Origin of the sequence: Methylobacterium sp. 1030 (assembly GCF_040544715.1) — a bacterium.
GTDB lineage: Bacteria > Pseudomonadota > Alphaproteobacteria > Rhizobiales > Beijerinckiaceae > Methylobacterium.
On sequence record NZ_JBEPKM010000008.1, the window covers coordinates 161,656 to 178,520 of the forward strand.

Sequence of the window (16,865 nt, forward strand, 5' to 3'; positions counted from 1 at the left end):
CGGTCGAGAGAGCCCGCGATGGACGAACCGAAGCCCAACTACGACCACCCGGCCCGGTCGATCGCCACCGAGCTGGTGGTGCGCATCATGCTGGAGATGATGGAGCGCTCCGATCCGGCGCTCCGCGCCGAGATCCTGCGGCAGGCGACGGCGCGCGCCGCCGCGATGACCGAGCACATGCCCAACGCGGACTTCTTCCGCGGTCGGGTCGAGGCGGCGCTGGCGGAGATCGTCGGGCCGGACGCCTGAGGGGCGTAAGCCGCGGGCTTCCGTCTCATCCGATCGAAGCGCTCGGCCGATGCGGCCCGCTCCGTCATCACGAGCGCAGCGACGTGACCCAGGGCAGCGCGAATTCCGAAGGTGCGGCGCCGCTGGATCGCTTCGCTGCGCTCGCAAAGACGATGGGGCCGTCTCTTCCCCCCTGGGAGAGGCGATCCGCAAGGTGCTCTGGGCCCGGCCATGCGTGTCCCCGAAGCGCGGCCGAACAGCCGTTCCATGCCGCGGCAGAACCGCCATATAGGATGCGTTCAGCCGTGACCGCGGGGACGCTTTATCGCGGCGGCCCGATCGGCTAACGCCACCCGACCTCCTCCCCTGACGCGCCCGGCGGGATTTCCCGCGAAAGACCCGATGGCCAAGCCTCAGCCGAAGCCCCCCGCCGCCAAGCCGCAGGTCGCGCGCTTCGCGCTGCCGAAATCCTCCGCGCTCGCCCGGGCGATCGACGCCCTCAAGCGCGGCGACAGCCCGGTCCTGGCGAACGCCCCGGAGGGCTTCGACGCGCTGGCGCTCGCCGACCTCGCCCGCGCCCTGGCGCCCACCGTCGACGCGCCGGCGGTGCTGGTCCACGTGGCGCGCGATTCCGGGCGCTCGGCGGCCTTCCAGGCAGCCCTCGGCTTCGTCGCGCCCGAGATGGACGTGATGAGCCTGCCGGCCTGGGACTGCCAGCCCTACGACCGGGTCTCGCCGACGACGGCGGTCGCCGCCGCCCGGATGACGGCGCTCGCCCGCCTCGCCCGCACCCGCTCGGCCGAGGACCGCCCGCGCATCCTCTGCACCACGGTCAATGCCCTGGTGCAGCGGGTGCCGCCCCGCGCCCACATCGCCAAGGAGGCGTTCTCGGCGGCGATCGGCAACGTCGTGTCGATGGACGACGTGGTGGCCTGGGTCGAGGCCAACGGCTTCCTGCGCACCGGGACGGTGCGCGACACCGGCGAGTACGCGGTTCGCGGCGGCATCCTCGACCTGTCGCCCCCCGGCCTGCCGGCCCCGATCCGCCTCGACTTCTTCGGCGACACGCTGGAATCGATCCGCGCCTTCGACCCGGAGACGCAGCGCACAACCGGGCAGCTCCGCTCGCTCGACCTGATGCCGATGAGCGAGGTCCAGCTCACCACGGAGACCATCCGCCGCTTCCGCCAGAACTACATCCAGAGCTTCGGGGCGGCGACCCGGGACGACCGGCTCTACGAGACGGTGAGCGAGGGGCGGCGCTACGCCGGCCTCGAGCACTGGATGCCGCTGTTCTACGACCACCTCGACACGCTGTTCGACTACCTCGGCGGCGTGCCGCTGGTCTTCGACCCGCAGGTGGAGGACGCCGCCGCCGAGCGGATCGCGCTCGTCCAGGACTATTACCAGGCCCGCGAGGGCGCGATGAAGACGCCGCAGCCCGGCGTCGCCCCCTACAAGCCCCTGCCGCCCCGCGCCCTCTACCTGACGCCGAACGAGCTGAAGGAGCGGATCGGCACCGCCACCGTGGCGCGGCTGACCCCGTTCGCGCAGCCCGAATCGTTCGAGCGCGCGGTGATCGATTGCGGCGCCAAGGCCGGACGGAGCTTCGCCCCCGAGCGGGCCGACGAGAATGCCAGCGTGTTCGACGCCGCGGTGGCGCATATCCGCGATCTCCAGGGATCCGGTCATCACGTGATCCTGGGAGCCTGGTCCGACGGGTCCCGCGACCGGCTCTGCGGCGTGCTCACCGACCACGGCCTGAGGAAGCCCGTGGCGATCACCCGGCTCACCGACGTCTACGCGCTCAAGCGCGGAACCGACGCGGCCGTGGCCGTCTGGGGCCTGGAGGCGGGCTTCACCGCGGGCGAACTCGCCGTCGTCTCCGAGGGCGATATCCTGGGCGACAGGCTGGTCCGCCAGAAGCGCAAGGCCAAGCGGCCCCAGGACGTGATCCTGGAGGTGCAGGCGCTCCAGCCCGGCGACCTCGTGGTCCACGCCGACCACGGCATCGGCCGGTTCGTGGGCCTCAAGACGATCCACGCCGCCGGCGCCCCGCACGATTGCCTGGAGCTGCAATACACCGGCGGCCTGCTGCTCCTGCCGGTGGAGAATATCGAGCTCCTGACCCGCTACGGCTCGGAGGATTCCGAGGTCGCCCTCGACCGGCTCGGCGGCGGCGCGTGGCAGGCCCGCAAGGCCAAGATGAAGCGCCGCATCCTCGAGATGGCGGGCGAGCTGATCAAGGTCGCGGCCCAGCGCTTCGTCCGGAAGGCCCCGTCCCTGCAGGCGCCCGAGGGGCTCTACGGCGAGTTCGCCGCCCGCTTCCCGTTCGAGGAGACCGAGGATCAGGCCAACGCCATCGACGCGGTGCTGGACGACCTCAATGCCGGCCGCCCGATGGACCGGCTGGTCTGCGGCGATGTCGGCTTCGGCAAGACCGAGGTGGCGCTCCGCGCCGCCTTCGCGGCGGCGATCTCCGGCAAGCAGGTGGCGGTGATCGTCCCGACCACGCTGCTGGCCCGCCAGCACTACCGGACCTTCGCCGAGCGCTTCAAAGGGCTGCCGGTCCAGGTGGCGCAGCTCTCCCGCTTCGTCTCGGCGGGGGAGATGAAGCAGACCCGCGCCGGGCTCATCGCCGGCACGGTCGACATCGTGGTCGGCACCCACGCCCTCTTGGCGAAGAACATCGCCTTCAAGGATCTCGGCCTGATCATCGTGGACGAGGAGCAGCATTTCGGCGTCGCCCACAAGGAGCGGCTGAAGGCGCTCCAGGCGGACGTCCACGTGCTGACGCTCTCGGCGACGCCGATCCCGCGCACGCTCCAGCTCGCCATGACGGGGGTTCGCGAGCTCTCGATCATCGCCACCCCGCCGGTCGACCGGCTGGTGGTGCGCACCTTCGTGACGCCGTTCGACCCGCTGACCATCCGCGAGGCCCTGCTGCGCGAGCGCTACCGCGGCGGCCAGTCCTTCTACGTCGTGCCGCGGATCGAGGATCTGGCCGAGGTCAAGAAATTCCTCGACGCCGAGATGCCCGAGATCAAGGTCGCGGTCGCCCACGGCCAGATGGCGGCCGGCCAGCTCGAGGACGTGATGACGGCCTTCTACGAGGGCAAGTTCGACGTCCTGCTCTCGACCACGATCGTGGAATCGGGCCTCGACATCCCCACCGCCAACACGCTGATCGTCCACCGGGCCGACATGTTCGGCCTCGCGCAGCTCTACCAGCTGCGCGGCCGGGTCGGGCGCTCGAAGGCGCGCGCCTACGCGCTGTTCACGACCCCGGCGAACCGCCAGCTCACCGCCCAGGCAGAGCAGCGCCTCAAGGTGCTCCAGAGCCTCGACACGTTGGGCGCGGGCTTCCAGCTCGCCTCCCACGACCTCGACATCCGCGGCGCCGGCAACCTGCTCGGCGACGCGCAGTCCGGCCACATCAAGGAGGTCGGCTACGAGCTCTACCAGCAGATGCTGGAGGACGCGGTCACCGCGCTCAAGGCCGGCATCGAGGACGTGCCCGAGGAGGCGTGGTCGCCGACCATCGCGCTGGGCGCGCCCGTGACGATCCCGGAGGATTACGTCGAGGATCTGGGCGTCCGGCTGGCGCTCTACCGGCGGCTCGCCACCATCCAGGACGATGCCGAGATGGAGAGCTTCGGTGCCGAGCTGATCGACCGGTTCGGGCCGCTGCCGCCGGAGGTGGAGCAGCTCCTCAAGATCGGCACGATCAAGATCCTCTGCCTCAAGGCCAACGTCGAGAAGGTCGAGGCCGGGCCGAAGGGCGTGGTGGTCCATTTCCGCGACCGGTCGTACGCCAACCCGCAGGGGCTCGTGGCCTTCGTCGCCGAGCAGGCGTCGTTCGCGAAGGTGCGGCCCGACATGAGCGTGGTGTTCGTGCGCGAGCTGAACACGATCCCGGCCCGGCTCAAGACCGCTACCGAGGTGCTGCGCAGTCTCGTGAAGATCGCCGAGCGGGGGAAGAAGGCGGCGTGAGGGGCGGGGGCGTCGCGCCCCGGCGAGACCCCTCATCCTGCGGGGCGGCTTGAGGAGACGCGTGGATGGCAGACCCGGCGCCGATCACCGGCGCGCCCGAGCCGGTGAAGGCCGCGCCGGGCGCCTTCCTCACGCCCCTGTTCACCGACCGGCGCGTCGCCGCGGTGCTGGGGCTCGGCTTCGCGCAGGGTATCCCGTTCCTGCTCGTCTACGCGACGCAGTCGGCGTGGCTCGTCCAGGCGAAGGTGCCGCTCGCCACGATCGGGCTGATGAGCGAGCTCACCATCGCCTACAAGCTCAAGTTCCTCTGGGCCCCCTTCCTCGACCGCCACGACGCGCCGCTCATCGGCCGCTGGCTCGGGCGGCGCCGCGGCTGGATCGTCGCCACGCAGATCCTCGTCGCCCTGGCGCTGGCGGGCGTCGCCTTCGGCGACCCGGCCCACTGGCTCGCCTGGACGGTGGCGTTCTCCCTGGCGCTCGGCGTCGCGGGCGCCACCCAGGACGTGGTGATCGACGGCTGGCGCATCACCGCCGCGCCGCCCGAGCAGCAGGCGCTGATGTCGTCCTGGGCCGAGGTCGGCTTCCGGATCGGCAACCTCGCGGCCGGCGCCGGCGCGCTCTACCTGTCCGACGCGTATGGCTGGCGCGTGGCCTACCTGTGCATGGCCGCGCTCATGGCGCCCGGCACGGTCGCGGCCCTGCTGGCGCCCGAACCCCCCGTCCCCGAGACCCCCGCCACCGGCGGCTTCGTCGAGACCGTCTGGGCGCCGATCCGCGACCTCCTCGCCCGGCTCGGGCCGCTCGCCCTGCCGGTGCTGGCGCTGGTCGCGGGCTTCCGGATGCCCGGCTACGTCTCGAACGCCATGGCGATCCCGCTGTTCAAGACGCTCGGCTACACCAACACCGACATCGCGACGGTGACGAAGCTGTTCGGCTTCTGGATCGCGCTCGGGGGCACCTTCCTGGCGAGCGCCATCATCCCGCGGATCGGCATGATGGCGAGCCTGCTCATCGGCACCGTGACGGCCTCGGCCTCCCACCTCGCGCTGGCCTACCTCGCCTGGCACGGCGGCCACGGCGGCGCGGCGTTCTGGACCTTCGCGCTGACCGTCGGGATCGACGGCTTCGCCTACGCCTTCGCGTCGATCGTGCTGATCACCTACATGTCGCGGCTCTCGGCCACCGCCCACGCGGCGAGCCAGTACGCCCTGCTGACCTCGCTCTGCGCCCTGCCCGGCAGCCTGCTCGCGGGGTTCTCGGGCTTCGTGATCGAGTGGACCGGGTTCACGTGGTTCTTCGTCGGCACGTCCCTCATCGGCGTGCCGGTGGCCCTGCTCTGCCTACTGGTCGCGCGCCGGCACGGGCCGATGGAGCCGGCGGCCGACGCGGCCGGGGACGCGCCGAATCGGGCCACCTGAGGCTGTGTCCCAACACGGGAACGCCCGCGGAAACTGTCTCTTTAGCGGGGATTAACCACAGCACGGCTTAATGGGGTGGACGGTTGATGTCCTCCCCAGACGGGTGACCCGGGCCACGTGCGCGAGAACGGCTCTCGCGGACGAACGGCGGCGGCTGCCCAGGGGAAGCGCGTACGCGAGTTCCCGAATGGCCCAGGCTGCGTTGTCCCTCGCCGCGTTCCAGACCGCGTATCCGAGCGCGGAATCCCGGCGACCGGCGCCCCCGCGCCCCAGCTACGTCGAGACCGCCTACGACCCGGTCGTCCGCACCCGGGCGCCCTACCCGAGCGCCATGCGGCGCGCCCGTCGCCGCGCCCGGCTGACGACGCTCATCGCTCTCACCGGCGTGAGCCTCGCCGGCTGGGCCGTGTTCAGCCACCCGCAGGGGCCGGCCCGCCCCGAGGCGGAGTCCGTCGCGGCGGCCGGGCCGGCCGCCGTCCCGGTCCCGCAGGCCGCGGCGGCGCCGCGGCCGAGCCTCGCCTGGATGCTCGACCGGAGCCCGGCGCTGGGCGCCGGCACCGCCACGGCCTTCGGGGGCGAAACCCCGCCGGTCGCCGGCTTCCAGGTCGCCGCCGCCGCCCCGTCCCCGGCGGTCCGGGAGATCGCCCGGCAGGTCGCGCAGGCGGAGCGGGCGCGGGCCGCCCAGGTCCGGATGGCCCAGGCCAAAGCTGCAGAAAAAGTCGCCGAGAGAGTCGCGGACAGGACCGGCGAGAGGACCGGCGAGACGGGGACGGGGGCGCCGGTCCGGATGGCCGCGGCCGAGCCCACGCCCGCCGCCCTCGCACCCGCCCCCGTTCCCGCCCTCGTGCCGCTGCCGGTGGCCCGCCCGCCCGAGCTGCGGCGCGCACCGGCGCCGCCCGCGCGGGTGGCGAGCCGCGCCCTGCCCCGGACCCGCGACGTGTTCCGCGCCGCGATGGCCGAGGAGCCGTCCTTCTTCGAGAAGCTGTTCGGCGTCGGCGCCGCGGCGCCGTCTCAGGACAGCCGCCAGGACAGCCGCCAGGAGCCCCGTCAGGCGCTGGCCTATGCCAGCCCGGACGCCCTGCCGCAGGAGGCGCCGCGCACCCGGATCAGCCCGGAGCCCGATTCGGTGGCCGGAACGGCCGTCTACGACATCACCGCCCGCACGGTGACGCTGCCCTCCGGCGAGGTGCTGGAGGCCCATTCCGGCCTCGGCGAGCACATGGACAACCCGCGCTACGTCCACCTGCGCATGCGCGGCTCGACCCCGCCCGGCACCTACACGCTGACCGAGCGCGAGCGCCTGTTCCACGGGGTCCGGGCGATCCGGCTCAACCCGGTGGGCGGCAGCGCCGCGATCCACGGCCGCGACGGCCTGCTGGCCCACACCTACATGCTGCGGCAGCCCGGCGCCTCGAACGGCTGCGTCTCGTTCCGCGACTACAACCGCTTCCTGCAGGCCTTCCTGCGGGGCGAGGTCCGGCGCCTCGTGGTGGTGGCCGGCAGCGGCGACGGCGGCGGCATCCTCAACCGGATCGGCCTCGCCGGGCGCCGGGGCGGTCGGGGCTGAGGCTCCGCGGGCCCTGCGGCGCGCCGGGCCGGAAGCCCGAGCGTCACGAAAGTCCGAGATCACTTCCGCGCGGCGCGGCTTTACGCGCCCGCCCAAGCTGCCTTAACGGGGCTCAGACGCCAGCCCTGACAAGAGGCACCCGATGAAACTGCCCCGCCGCTTCTTCCAGCCCCTCGCCACCGGCGCGCCGGCCCCGTTCCGCGAACTGCCGGTGCGGCTGGAGCGGATGATCCACTTCGTGCCGCCCCACAACGACAAGGTCCGCGCCCGCGTGCCGGACCTCGCCGGGACCGTCGACGTGGTGCTGGGCAACCTGGAGGACGCGGTCCCGGCCGACCAGAAGGAGGCGGCCCGCAAGGGCTTCGTCGCCATGGCCCAGGCCACCGATTTCGCCGCCACCGGCACCGGCCTCTGGACCCGGATCAACGCCCTCAACTCGCCCTGGATCTTGGACGACCTGTTCACGATCGTGGCCGAGGTCGGCGACAAGCTCGACGTCGTGATGGTGCCCAAGGTCGAGGGACCGTGGGACATCCACTACGTCGACCAGCTGCTCGCCCAGCTCGAGGCGCGCCACGGGGTGACGAAGCCGATCCTGGTCCACGCGATCCTGGAGACCGCCGAGGGCGTCGCCAACGTCGACGCGATCGCGTCGGCCTCGCCGCGGATGCACGGCATGAGCCTCGGGCCGGCGGACCTCGCGGCGTCGCGCGGCATGAAGACCACCCGGGTCGGTGGCGGCCACCCGGATTACCGGGTGCTCAGCGATCCCTCCGGCGATGCCCCCCGCGCCACCGCCCAGCAGGATCTCTGGCACTACACCATCGCCAGGATGGTCGACGCCTGCATGGCCAACGGCATCAAGGCCTTCTACGGCCCGTTCGGCGACTTCTCCGACGGCGACGCCTGCGAGGCGCAGTTCCGCAACGCCTTCCTGATGGGCTGCGCCGGCGCCTGGACGCTGCACCCGAGCCAGGTGGCGATCGCCAAGCGGGTCTTCGCGCCGGACCCGGCCGAGGTCGCCTTCGCGGCCCGGATCGTCGAGGCCATGCCGGACGGCACCGGCGCCGTGATGCTCGACGGCAAGATGCAGGACGACGCCACCTGGAAGCAGGCCAAGGTCATCGTGGACCTGGCGAAGCTCGTGGCCGCGAAGGACCCGGAGCTGGCGGCAGTGTACAAGCTGGGGTGAGCGGGTTGCCGTTCGGGCTCCCGGACTCGGGCGTCGTGCGCGGCGCCGCGGCGACGAAACGAGGCGCGGGCCCCCTCTCCCGTGCGGGAGAGGGGGCCTGGAGCGAATGGCGAGACCGGGCTCGCCGTCCTTCCCGACCGTTGCAACATGGTCGGATACGGCTCTAGTCCCCCCTCACCCGCCGAACCGCGCCCGGTACTCCTGCGGTGTCGCCGCGACGTGCCGCAGGAAGCTGCGCCGCATCGTCTCCTCGGAGCCGAAGCCGCAGGTCCGGGCGACGCGCTTGACCGGTTGCGCCGTCTCGGCCAGCGCGCGCCGCGCCGCCTCCACCCGCAGGCGCTCCACGGCCCTGGCCGGGGTCAGACCGGTCGCCGCGTGATAGTGCCGGCTCAGGCTGCGCGCGCTCATCCCGGCCGCCGCGGCGAGCGCCGGCAGCGACAGGTCGCCGGACAGGTTGTCGGCGATGTAGGCGTGGAGCCGCCCGAACCGCTCCTCGCCCGCCTGCAGCGCCAGCGCCGCGCTGAACTGCGCCTGCCCGCCGGGGCGCTTGAGGAACATCACGAGGTGGCGCGCCACCGTCAGCGCGGTCGCGCGGCCGAGATCCTCCTCGACCAGCGCCAGGGCCAGGTCGATGCCCGCCGTCACCCCCGCCGAGGACCAGACCGGGCCGTCGCGCACGAAGATCGGGTCGGGCTCGATCCGGGCGCGCCGGTAGCGGGCGGCGAGCGCCCCGCAATGCTTCCAGTGGGTCACGGCCCGCCGCCCGTCGAGGAGCCCCGCCGCCCCGAGCAGGAACGCGCCGGTGCAGACCGAAGCGACCCGGCGGGCCCGGCCCGCCCGGGCCCGCACCCAGGCCACCAGGGCGGCGTCGTCGCAGGCCGCGACGACGCCGGGGCCGCCCGCGATCACCAGCGTGTCCACCGGCGCGTCGGGTTCCGGCAATGGGTCGGCGACCAGCCGCAGGCCCGCCGAGGCGGTGAGCCCCGGGTCGCCGGCCGCGATCACCCGCGGCGCGTAGGGCATCCCGGCGCCGCCGTGCTCGTTGGCGGTGGCGAAGACCTGGAGCGGCCCGGCCACGTCGAGGAGCTGCACCGACGGGAAGGCCAGCACCTCGACCGGGCGCGGCGGATCTGGCGAGAAACGAGGGCTCTTTGGCATTTCGGCCAGATCCTGACGCGCTAGGATCACCCTGTCCACCACGGAGGCCCGGCATGATCCCGCCCGACACCCACCTGCAGATCGGCTCGCTCCTGTTCGAGGGGCTGGACCAGATCGACCTCACCGGCCCGTTCGAGGTCCTGTCCCGGGTGCCCAACAGCACCTACCGGGTCTACGCGCCGGGCCCGGAGCCCGTCCGCGACGTCCGCGGCCTCCGGATGCTGCCGGATGCCACGCTCGCGGAAGCCCCGCGGCTCGACGTGCTGCACGTCCCGGGCGGCACGGGCCAGGAGGCCCTGATGCGGGACCCGGCCGTGCTCGGCTGGATCCGCGACCAGGCGGCCGGGGCCGGCCACGTCCTCTCGGTCTGCACCGGCGCCCTGATCCTCGGCGCGGCCGGCCTGCTGGTCGGGCGGCGGGCCACGACCTACTGGAACGCCGTGCACCTGCTGCCGTTCTTCGGCGCCGAGCCGGTGGACGCGCGCGTGGTGATCGACCGCGACGCGGACGGGCGCACCTGGGTGTTCGCGGCCGGCGTCACCGCGGGCATCGACGGGGCGCTGCAGCTCGCCGCCGCGCTGCGCGGCGAGGAGGCCGCCCGGACCATCCAGCTCGGGATCCAGTACGCCCCCGAGCCCCCTTTCGACAGCGGCACGCCCCACACGGCCTCCCCGGACACCGTGGCGCGGGTGCGGGCGGCGGCGGCCGACATCACGGCCCGGCGCGAGGCCACCGCCCGGGCGATCGCGACCGAGCTCGGCATCCGGATCCCGTAGGAGACCTCCGATGGACCTGACCCGCGTTCGCGCCTTCGCGGCCGTCCTGGCGGCGAAGGACCGGGACGCCATGCTGGCGCAGATGGCCGAGGGGGGCGTGCTCAACACCCCGCTCGCCGCCGAGCCCGTGCGCGGGACGGCGGCGATCCGGCCGGTGGTCGACGCCTTCGAGAGCCGCGCGATCCTGGAAGGCCCCGCGCACGTCGCCGCCTTCTTCGGCGCGGCGGCCGGCCCGCACCGGCTCGACGGGATGGATGAGCGGCGCCTCGACGCGGCCGGGCGCATCGCCGAGATGACCGTCCCGTGGCGGCCGCTGCCGGAGGCGATCGCCGTCCGGGACCGCTTGGCCCGCGCCGCGGAAACGCCGACTTCCGCGGCGACCGGGTGACACGATCCGTCATCGGACCTATCTGTCCGATCTGGACGGGTTGAACCATGTCGGACGTAACACTGAGAACCGCGAAATTCGCGATCGGCGCCGTGGTGCGCCACCGGATCTACCCGTTCCGGGGCGTCGTGTTCGACGTCGACCCGGTGTTCGACAACACCGAGGAATGGTGGCTGTCGATCCCCGAGGAGGTCCGGCCGCGCAAGGACCAGCCGTTCTACCACCTGCTCGCCGAGAACGCCGAGACCGAGTACGTGGCCTACGTGTCGGAACAGAACCTCCTGCCCGACACGTCGGGCGAGGCCCTGCGCCACGCCGGCATCGCCGAGATGTTCGAGCGCGACGCCGCCGGCGCGTACCGGATGCGCGACCGCGCCACGAACTGAGGCGCCCTGTTCGTGAAGGTCCTGGCAAGCGGCGGGCGCTCGTCTGCCGCGACGGCCCGTGCCGTCGGACGAGCCCGCCCGATAGTCGCCAAACCCCGCTTCGCCGCCGCGTTCCTGCGCGGTGGCCTGCGCGGTGGCCTGCGCGCTGGCCTGCTCGCTGGCCTGCTCACGGGCACGGCGCGCGCCAACGACAGCGCGGCCGAACTCGATGCCGGCGGCCTCGTCCTGCGGCGCGAGCCCGGGATCGCGCTGGTGAGCGAGGACCTGTCGATCGCCCGCGATCGGATCGACGTGTCCTACCTGTTCCGCAATCAGGTTCAGGAGGCGCGCACGGTCCGGATCGCCTTCCCGCTGCCGCCGATCGACGGGCGGGAACTCAGCTTCTCGGCCCTGGCGCTGCCCCGGCCCGACAGCCCGAACTTCGTCGGCTTCACCGTCACGGTGGACGGCAAGCCCCTCGAGCCCGAGCTGGAGGAGCGCGCCTTCGTGGGCGAGCGCGAGGTGACGGACCTGCTGCGCCGTCACGGCCTGCCGCTGAACCCGCTGCGCTTCGAGGCGATCAGCGCGGCGGCCAAGCGGATCGGCGCGCCCGAATGGGCCGCGCTGGTCAAGGCCGGGCTCTTCCCCGACGTCCCCGACACGCCGGACCGGATGACCGAGGGGCTGTGGCGCGGCGAGGCCAAGTTCCACTGGCTCCAGACCTTCCCGCCCGGGCAGGAGGTCCGCATCGCGCACAGCTACGCGCCGGTGACCGGTTTCCACCTGCTCGAGCCGAAGGCGGCGTCCCGCGCGGCCTACCGGGCGACCTACTGCCTGGACGAGGGGGGGCTCGCGGCGATCCGGCGCCTGCACGCGAAGGCGCCGGATCCCGGCGGCTCCCTGCGGGCGACCGTGGTGCCCTACATCGTCACCACGGCGCGCAACTGGGCCGCGCCGATCGGGCGCTTCACCCTGACGGTCGACAAGGGCAGCCCGGAGGCGGTCGTCAGCTTCTGCCGCACGGACATCCGGAAGACCGGGCCGACCACGTTCCGCTGGGAGGCCCGGGACTACGTGCCCGACCAGGACCTACGCGTGCTGATCGTCCAGCCGGCTTCGGCGACCCCGGGGACGCGTTAGGTCTCGTCGCCGGGCGGCTCGAACGCGAAGGGCCGGACCTCGCGGCCCGGCCCCCGGTACGGACCCGCCGCGCGGCGGGTCGATGGCGCTTACTTGGCGGCCGGGGCCGGCGCCGGAGCCGCGCCGGCGGCCGGGGCGGCGCCCTGCTGCTGCTCGAGCTTCTTGCGCATATCCTCGGAGCGCTTCTCCAGCTCCGCCTGGAGCTTCTTCTGCTGTTCCTCGAGGACCTTCGGGTCGATGGCCGGGCCGTCGAAGGCCTTGCCGAAGCCGGCCAGCGGCACCGCGAAGGTGACCTCGCGCTGGGTCTGGTTCTGGACCGAGACGTTCAGGGTCGTGCCCTTCTTCATCGCGGCGATCACGCCGGCATCGACACCGCCGGCCTCGGCGAAGCAGCCGTTCGGGAAGCAGACCGCGAAGCGGCCGGCGGTCGCCGCCTGGCCGTCGACGCTGAAGCGGATGCCCGGCTGCAGCAGCAGGCCGAGCGGCAGCAGGTAGCGCACCACGCGCACCTCCTGCTTCTGGGCGGCGTTCTTCATCTCGTAGACCGCCACGGCCAGCACCGGCTGGCCCTGGTCGGACACGAAGTCGCGGGTCGTGTAGCAGATGTCGGTGCCCGAACCCTGGTCCTTGCCGCAGACCTTGGTCCAGTCGGCCTGGCTCGGCTCGGACTTCACCGCGACGATCTGCGGGCCCGTCTGGGCGGCCGGGGTGTTGGCCGCGGGGGTGCCCGGGGCGGTCGGCGCCGGGGCGGCCGGCGCGGGCGCGGCGGGCTTCTTCGGCTGCGCCAGGGCCGGCGCGGCCGCGAGACCGAGGCCCGCGAGGCCGAGGAGGGCGGCGCGGGCGAGCGTCGCGGTGCGGGTGAAGGACATCGGCTCTGACCCCTTGGAAGAGACGTGGTGTGGCTGGCAGGATGCGGAGCCGGCCTGGCGGCAGGTCCGCCGGAGCGTCCGGCTGCCCGCCGCGTTGGCGCGCCGCCCGGAACTCCGGATGAATCGGTCCGGCCATCGGGCGGGACGGGCGCCGTCTGCGCGCATCCCTCTCCCCGGCGACCGGGCGGCCTGCCTTTCCCCTCGAATGAGGCGAAGGCATGACACCGCGGCCGGGGAAGCTGTCGCAACCGTCCCGACCGCGCCCGGCCCCCGATAGGCTCCCATCCGCCCGGCCGCAAGCGCGACGTTGCGCGGCCGCGAGGCACGAGCGCGTGATCGGGCCGCGCCGCCGGACGCCGCCGAAGGCCTTCCGGACGCCCTCCGGCAGCGATCGGCAGCGATCGGCGGCGCGGCCGCTCTTAGCGGTCGGTTAACCCTGTCGGGCCGAGATGATAGGCGTTCTGCAGGATCGGCGGGGGCGGCGGGTTTGAGCGCGTTGGCGGTGGCGGAGTGGGCGGAAGACGCCGCACCGGACGCGTCCGCGCGATCCGAGGATGCGCCCGACGGCCTGTCCGGAGTCCTGTCCGGACGCCTGTCCGACGGTCTCGCGACCCGCCTGTTCGCCGCCGCCCTGGCGGGCCCGCAGCGCACCCTCCTGCGTGATTCGGGGGACCGGGTCGCGTGGTGCGGGCGCCCGTCCATCACCTGGACCTACGCGGCCGCCGCCGAGATCGTCGGGCGGCTCGCCCGCGGGATCGCCGCGTGGCGGCTCCCGGCCGGCAGCCGGATCGGGCTGTGGTATTCGGGCGGTGCCGAATCGGCCCTCGCCCACCTCGCCGTCGAGGCGGCCGGCCACCTGCCCTGCGCGATGCCCGCCCTCTGGGACGAGGCGGAGCTCTCCGCCGGGATCGAGGCCGCGGGCCTCGTGGCCGTGCTGACGGAGGGCCGCCGCGGCGCGCGCCGGCCCGCCGAGGACCTCACCCGCGCGGCCATGCGCCATTTCGCCCTGCGCTACCTCGCGGCCTTCGGCCCGAGCGTGCCGGACGGCGTGATCAGCCTCGACGCGATGGCCCTGGAGCGGGGCGTGGTCGAGCCGGCGCCGGGCCGCGGCCTCGTCACCTTCGCGGGCGGCGATCCCGGCCGGCCGGTCTACCGCACCGCCGCGGCGCTGGCGGCGGCGGTCGCCGCCCATCTCGACGCGCTGCCCCTGACCGCGGACGAGCGGGTCCTGACGCTCCTGCCCGGCCACGACCTGCGCGGCCTCGTGACCGGCCTGGGCACCGCCCTGGCGGCCGGCGCCGGCCTAGAGACCGTTCTGCCCTTCGACGAGACCGGGTTCCGCGCCGCCCTGCTGCGGCCGGTTCCGACCCGGCTGGTGGTCCCGGCGCGGGTCGAATCGGCCCTCGCCGCCCTGCCGCTGCCCTGGACCGTCCGGGTCCTCGACGTGGTCCACCGCGCGCCCGCCCGGCTGACCCCGCGGGGCGCCGGGCCCGCGGGCCCGCAGCGCCTCGATTCGCTGGTCCTGGGTGAGGCGCTCGTGCTGACCCGCCCCGGCCCGGACGACCTCGCCGCGACCCTGGCCGAGCCCGGGCAGGCCTTCCTGCCCCGCGACCTCCTGGACCTCGCCGCCGGCGCCGACGGCGACCTCGCCTGCCGGGGGGCGGCCTGCGCGGCCTCCCCGCTCACCCGCGGCGCGATCCCGGCGACGGACCCCCTGGCGTGGCGAAGCACGGGCTTCCGCCCGCTCCGCGCGGACGGGCGCGCGGACGGGGGCGCGAACGGGGCGGTCGCGGCGATCGCCGCCACCGTCGCGACCGTCCCCTCCGCCTGAACGGCGGACGATCGCCGGTTCATCCGGCACTCAGGCGGCGCGGATAATCTCGCATCTGCACACGAACCGACGGATCCGATCCGCCTCTTCGCGGGTTCTGCATCGGATTGTCGTGACGGCTATCTTTCCAAGCCGTCCGGGATGGAGTACCGCTCAAGCTTATGGGTGCGCTGCAACAAGTGCTCGTGGTCGACGACGGCGTCCGCGCCGTGGACCGGTCCCTCTCGGGCGAGCTGGCCAGCCTCGGATACGCGAGCGTGACCGCCTCGATGGAGGCGGCCGACGACGTCCTGACCGTGATCGCCCGTCCGGCGGCCGTGCTGCTCCAGGCGCCCACCCGCCGGAATCCCGCCTACGCCCGCCGCGCGGCCCGCCTCCGCGGCCAGCTGCGCGAGCGCGGCATCCCGGTGATCCTCATCGGTGATTCGGGCGAGGCCCGAGGCGGCGGCCCGGTCGATCTCGCGACCCGGCTCGGCGCCTACGTCGCCGCCCAGCCGGATCTCTGAGGCCCCCTCCGGCGCGCGCCGAGGTCGCGGCGTCCGGGCGCTCGCGCCGGGACTGAGGCCGCCTCCGGGAAGCGCCGTCCGACCGCTCCCTGTCACTGCCGGTGCCGCACGAGGCGCGGGTCCCCTCTCCCGCGCGGGAAAGGGGGCGCCGCTGGCGCGAGACGATCGGGAACGGTCCTAGCGCGCCGCGCGCATCAGCTCCGGCGCGCCGATCCGGGGCAGCACGCCCTCCCGCATCACCAGGCGCCGCAGCGGTCCGAGCTGCGTCATCGCCAGCAGGCCGAGACCGCGCAGCGCGTCGACCGGCAGCAGGTCGGTGAGCAGGCTGCGATTGAGGAGATCGACCGCGGCGGTGCGCGCGGCCGTGTCGACGCGGCGCGCCCGCGCGTAGCCGTCGAGCACGGCGCGGGAGCCGGGATCGCGTCGGTCGCGGACGGCGGCCAGCACCGCGTCGCGCAGGGTCGCGGCGTCGCGCAGGCCGAGATTGAGCCCCTGCGCGCCGATCGGCGGGAAGACGTGGGCCGCCTCCCCGATCAGCGCCAGCCGCGGGGCCACGGGGGTCGCCACCGCGAGGCCGCGCATCGGCACGAGGCCGCGGGGGCCGTCGACCCGCATGGCGCCGAGCATCGCCCGGGCCTGCCGCTCCACCGCCTGCCCCAGCGCCGCGTCGTCGAGGGCGGCGAGCCGCCGGGCCGCCCCCTCCCCGGTCACCCAGACGAGGCTGGACCGGTGGCCGCCGGGCAGCGGCACCAGGGTGAAGGGCCCCGACCGGGTGTGGAACTCGGTGGAGACGTCGCGGTGCGGGCGCGCGTGGGCCAGGATCGTGGTGATGGCGCTCTGCGGGTAGGTCCAGTCGCGCACGCGGACGCCGCTGGCGGCCCGCAGCGGCGAGCGGGCCCCGTCGGCCCCCACCACGAGCCGGGCCTCGACGGCACGCCCGTCCGCCAGCGCGACGCGGGCCGCCGCCTCGCCGGGCACGGCGCCGGCGGCGTCCGCCTCGACCAGGGTGAGGTTGTCCTGCGCCCGGGCGCGGGCGCGCAGGCTCTCGACCAAGCGGGCGCTCTCGACGTTCCACCCGAAGGCGTCGAGGCCGATCTCGGCGGCGCGGAACCGCGCCGGCGGCGGCCGGAACAGGCTGCCGGTGTCGTCGACGATCTGCAGCGTGCAGAGCGGGCTCGCGTGCGGCGCCACCGCCTCCCAGGCGCCGATCGCGTCCAGGAAGCGCACCGACCCGTCGAGGAGCGCGACGGTCCGTCCGTCCGCCACCGGGGCGTGGCGCCCGACCAGCGCCGTGGGGATCCCTTCGCGGGCGACCGCCAGGGCGGCGGCGAGCCCCGCGGCCCCGGCCCCGACCACGGCGACCTCGAAGACGGTGTTGGTGTCCTCCGGCATGGTGTCCTGCACGATCGACGCGTCCCACTCGGGACAGTGTGG

Annotated in this window: 14 protein-coding genes; 11 read left to right on the forward strand and 3 right to left on the reverse strand. The window is 74.2% G+C overall.

All coding sequences use genetic code 11. The features are described 5' to 3' along the window. Window positions 1-18 precede the first annotated feature (18 nt). The 5 genes from ABIC30_RS13465 to ABIC30_RS13485 all read left to right on the forward strand — a co-directional run bounded on the left by ABIC30_RS13465 (window position 19) and on the right by ABIC30_RS13485 (window position 8,398). A complete protein-coding gene (locus ABIC30_RS13465; RefSeq protein ID WP_020093287.1) occupies window positions 19-249 on the forward strand; it encodes a hypothetical protein in 231 nt (76 codons plus the stop codon). A gap of 381 nt (window positions 250-630) precedes the next feature. Then, window positions 631-4,221 carry a transcription-repair coupling factor gene (gene mfd / locus ABIC30_RS13470; protein WP_042672757.1) on the forward strand — a complete coding sequence of 1,197 codons (3,591 nt, stop codon included), beginning with the start codon at window positions 631-633 and terminating at the stop codon, window positions 4,219-4,221. Between the two features lie 65 nt (window positions 4,222-4,286). Beyond that, the gene (locus tag ABIC30_RS13475; RefSeq protein WP_042672758.1) at window positions 4,287-5,639 is read left to right on the forward strand and encodes an AmpG family muropeptide MFS transporter; all 1,353 of its coding nucleotides are present in this window, start codon (window positions 4,287-4,289) and stop codon (window positions 5,637-5,639) included. A gap of 187 nt (window positions 5,640-5,826) precedes the next feature. After that, entirely contained in the window at window positions 5,827-7,206 is a 1,380-nt protein-coding gene (locus ABIC30_RS13480; protein ID WP_103985013.1) for a DUF2778 domain-containing protein, read from the forward strand. Between the two features lie 142 nt (window positions 7,207-7,348). Next, window positions 7,349-8,398: an HpcH/HpaI aldolase/citrate lyase family protein gene (locus ABIC30_RS13485; RefSeq protein WP_042672761.1), complete on the forward strand. Its 1,050-nt coding sequence runs from the start codon at window positions 7,349-7,351 to the stop codon at window positions 8,396-8,398. A 174-nt stretch (window positions 8,399-8,572) separates the two neighbouring features. Here the strand turns inward: ABIC30_RS13485 and ABIC30_RS13490 are convergent, their stop codons facing one another. Beyond that, on the reverse strand, window positions 8,573-9,556 hold the full coding sequence (locus ABIC30_RS13490) for a GlxA family transcriptional regulator (protein WP_042672762.1): 984 nt from the start codon (window positions 9,554-9,556) through the stop codon (window positions 8,573-8,575). A gap of 53 nt (window positions 9,557-9,609) precedes the next feature. Between ABIC30_RS13490 and ABIC30_RS13495 the strand changes: the two genes are divergently transcribed. From ABIC30_RS13495 to ABIC30_RS13510, 4 genes are read left to right on the forward strand one after another with little or no spacing between them, the layout of a single operon-like run. Further along, window positions 9,610-10,332 carry a DJ-1/PfpI family protein gene (locus ABIC30_RS13495; protein WP_020093280.1) on the forward strand — a complete coding sequence of 241 codons (723 nt, stop codon included), beginning with the start codon at window positions 9,610-9,612 and terminating at the stop codon, window positions 10,330-10,332. Window positions 10,333-10,342: 10 nt separating this feature from the next. After that, entirely contained in the window at window positions 10,343-10,720 is a 378-nt protein-coding gene (locus ABIC30_RS13500) for a nuclear transport factor 2 family protein (protein ID WP_042672764.1), read from the forward strand. Between the two features lie 47 nt (window positions 10,721-10,767). Beyond that, window positions 10,768-11,106 carry a heat shock protein HspQ gene (hspQ, locus tag ABIC30_RS13505; RefSeq protein WP_012318638.1) on the forward strand — a complete coding sequence of 113 codons (339 nt, stop codon included), beginning with the start codon at window positions 10,768-10,770 and terminating at the stop codon, window positions 11,104-11,106. A 12-nt stretch (window positions 11,107-11,118) separates the two neighbouring features. Then, window positions 11,119-12,225, forward strand: a complete 1,107-nt coding sequence (locus ABIC30_RS13510; protein WP_103985012.1) for a DUF4424 domain-containing protein — start codon at window positions 11,119-11,121, stop codon at window positions 12,223-12,225. Window positions 12,226-12,314: 89 nt separating this feature from the next. Here ABIC30_RS13510 and ABIC30_RS13515 read toward each other — a convergent pair whose 3' ends face one another. Then, entirely contained in the window at window positions 12,315-13,094 is a 780-nt protein-coding gene (locus ABIC30_RS13515) for an invasion associated locus B family protein (protein WP_020093277.1), read from the reverse strand. A gap of 487 nt (window positions 13,095-13,581) precedes the next feature. On the opposite strand from ABIC30_RS13515, the gene ABIC30_RS13520 reads away from it, so the two are divergent. Beyond that, window positions 13,582-14,925, forward strand: coding sequence for an AMP-binding protein (locus tag ABIC30_RS13520; RefSeq protein WP_244603192.1), 1,344 nt, complete (start codon window positions 13,582-13,584; stop codon window positions 14,923-14,925). Between the two features lie 161 nt (window positions 14,926-15,086). Beyond that, window positions 15,087-15,431, forward strand: a complete 345-nt coding sequence (locus ABIC30_RS13525) for a hypothetical protein (RefSeq protein WP_020093275.1) — start codon at window positions 15,087-15,089, stop codon at window positions 15,429-15,431. 177 nt (window positions 15,432-15,608) lie between these two features. Here the strand turns inward: ABIC30_RS13525 and ABIC30_RS13530 are convergent, their stop codons facing one another. Next, window positions 15,609-16,823: a UbiH/UbiF family hydroxylase gene (locus tag ABIC30_RS13530; RefSeq protein ID WP_042672770.1), complete on the reverse strand. Its 1,215-nt coding sequence runs from the start codon at window positions 16,821-16,823 to the stop codon at window positions 15,609-15,611. Between the last annotated feature and the right edge of the window lie 42 nt (window positions 16,824-16,865).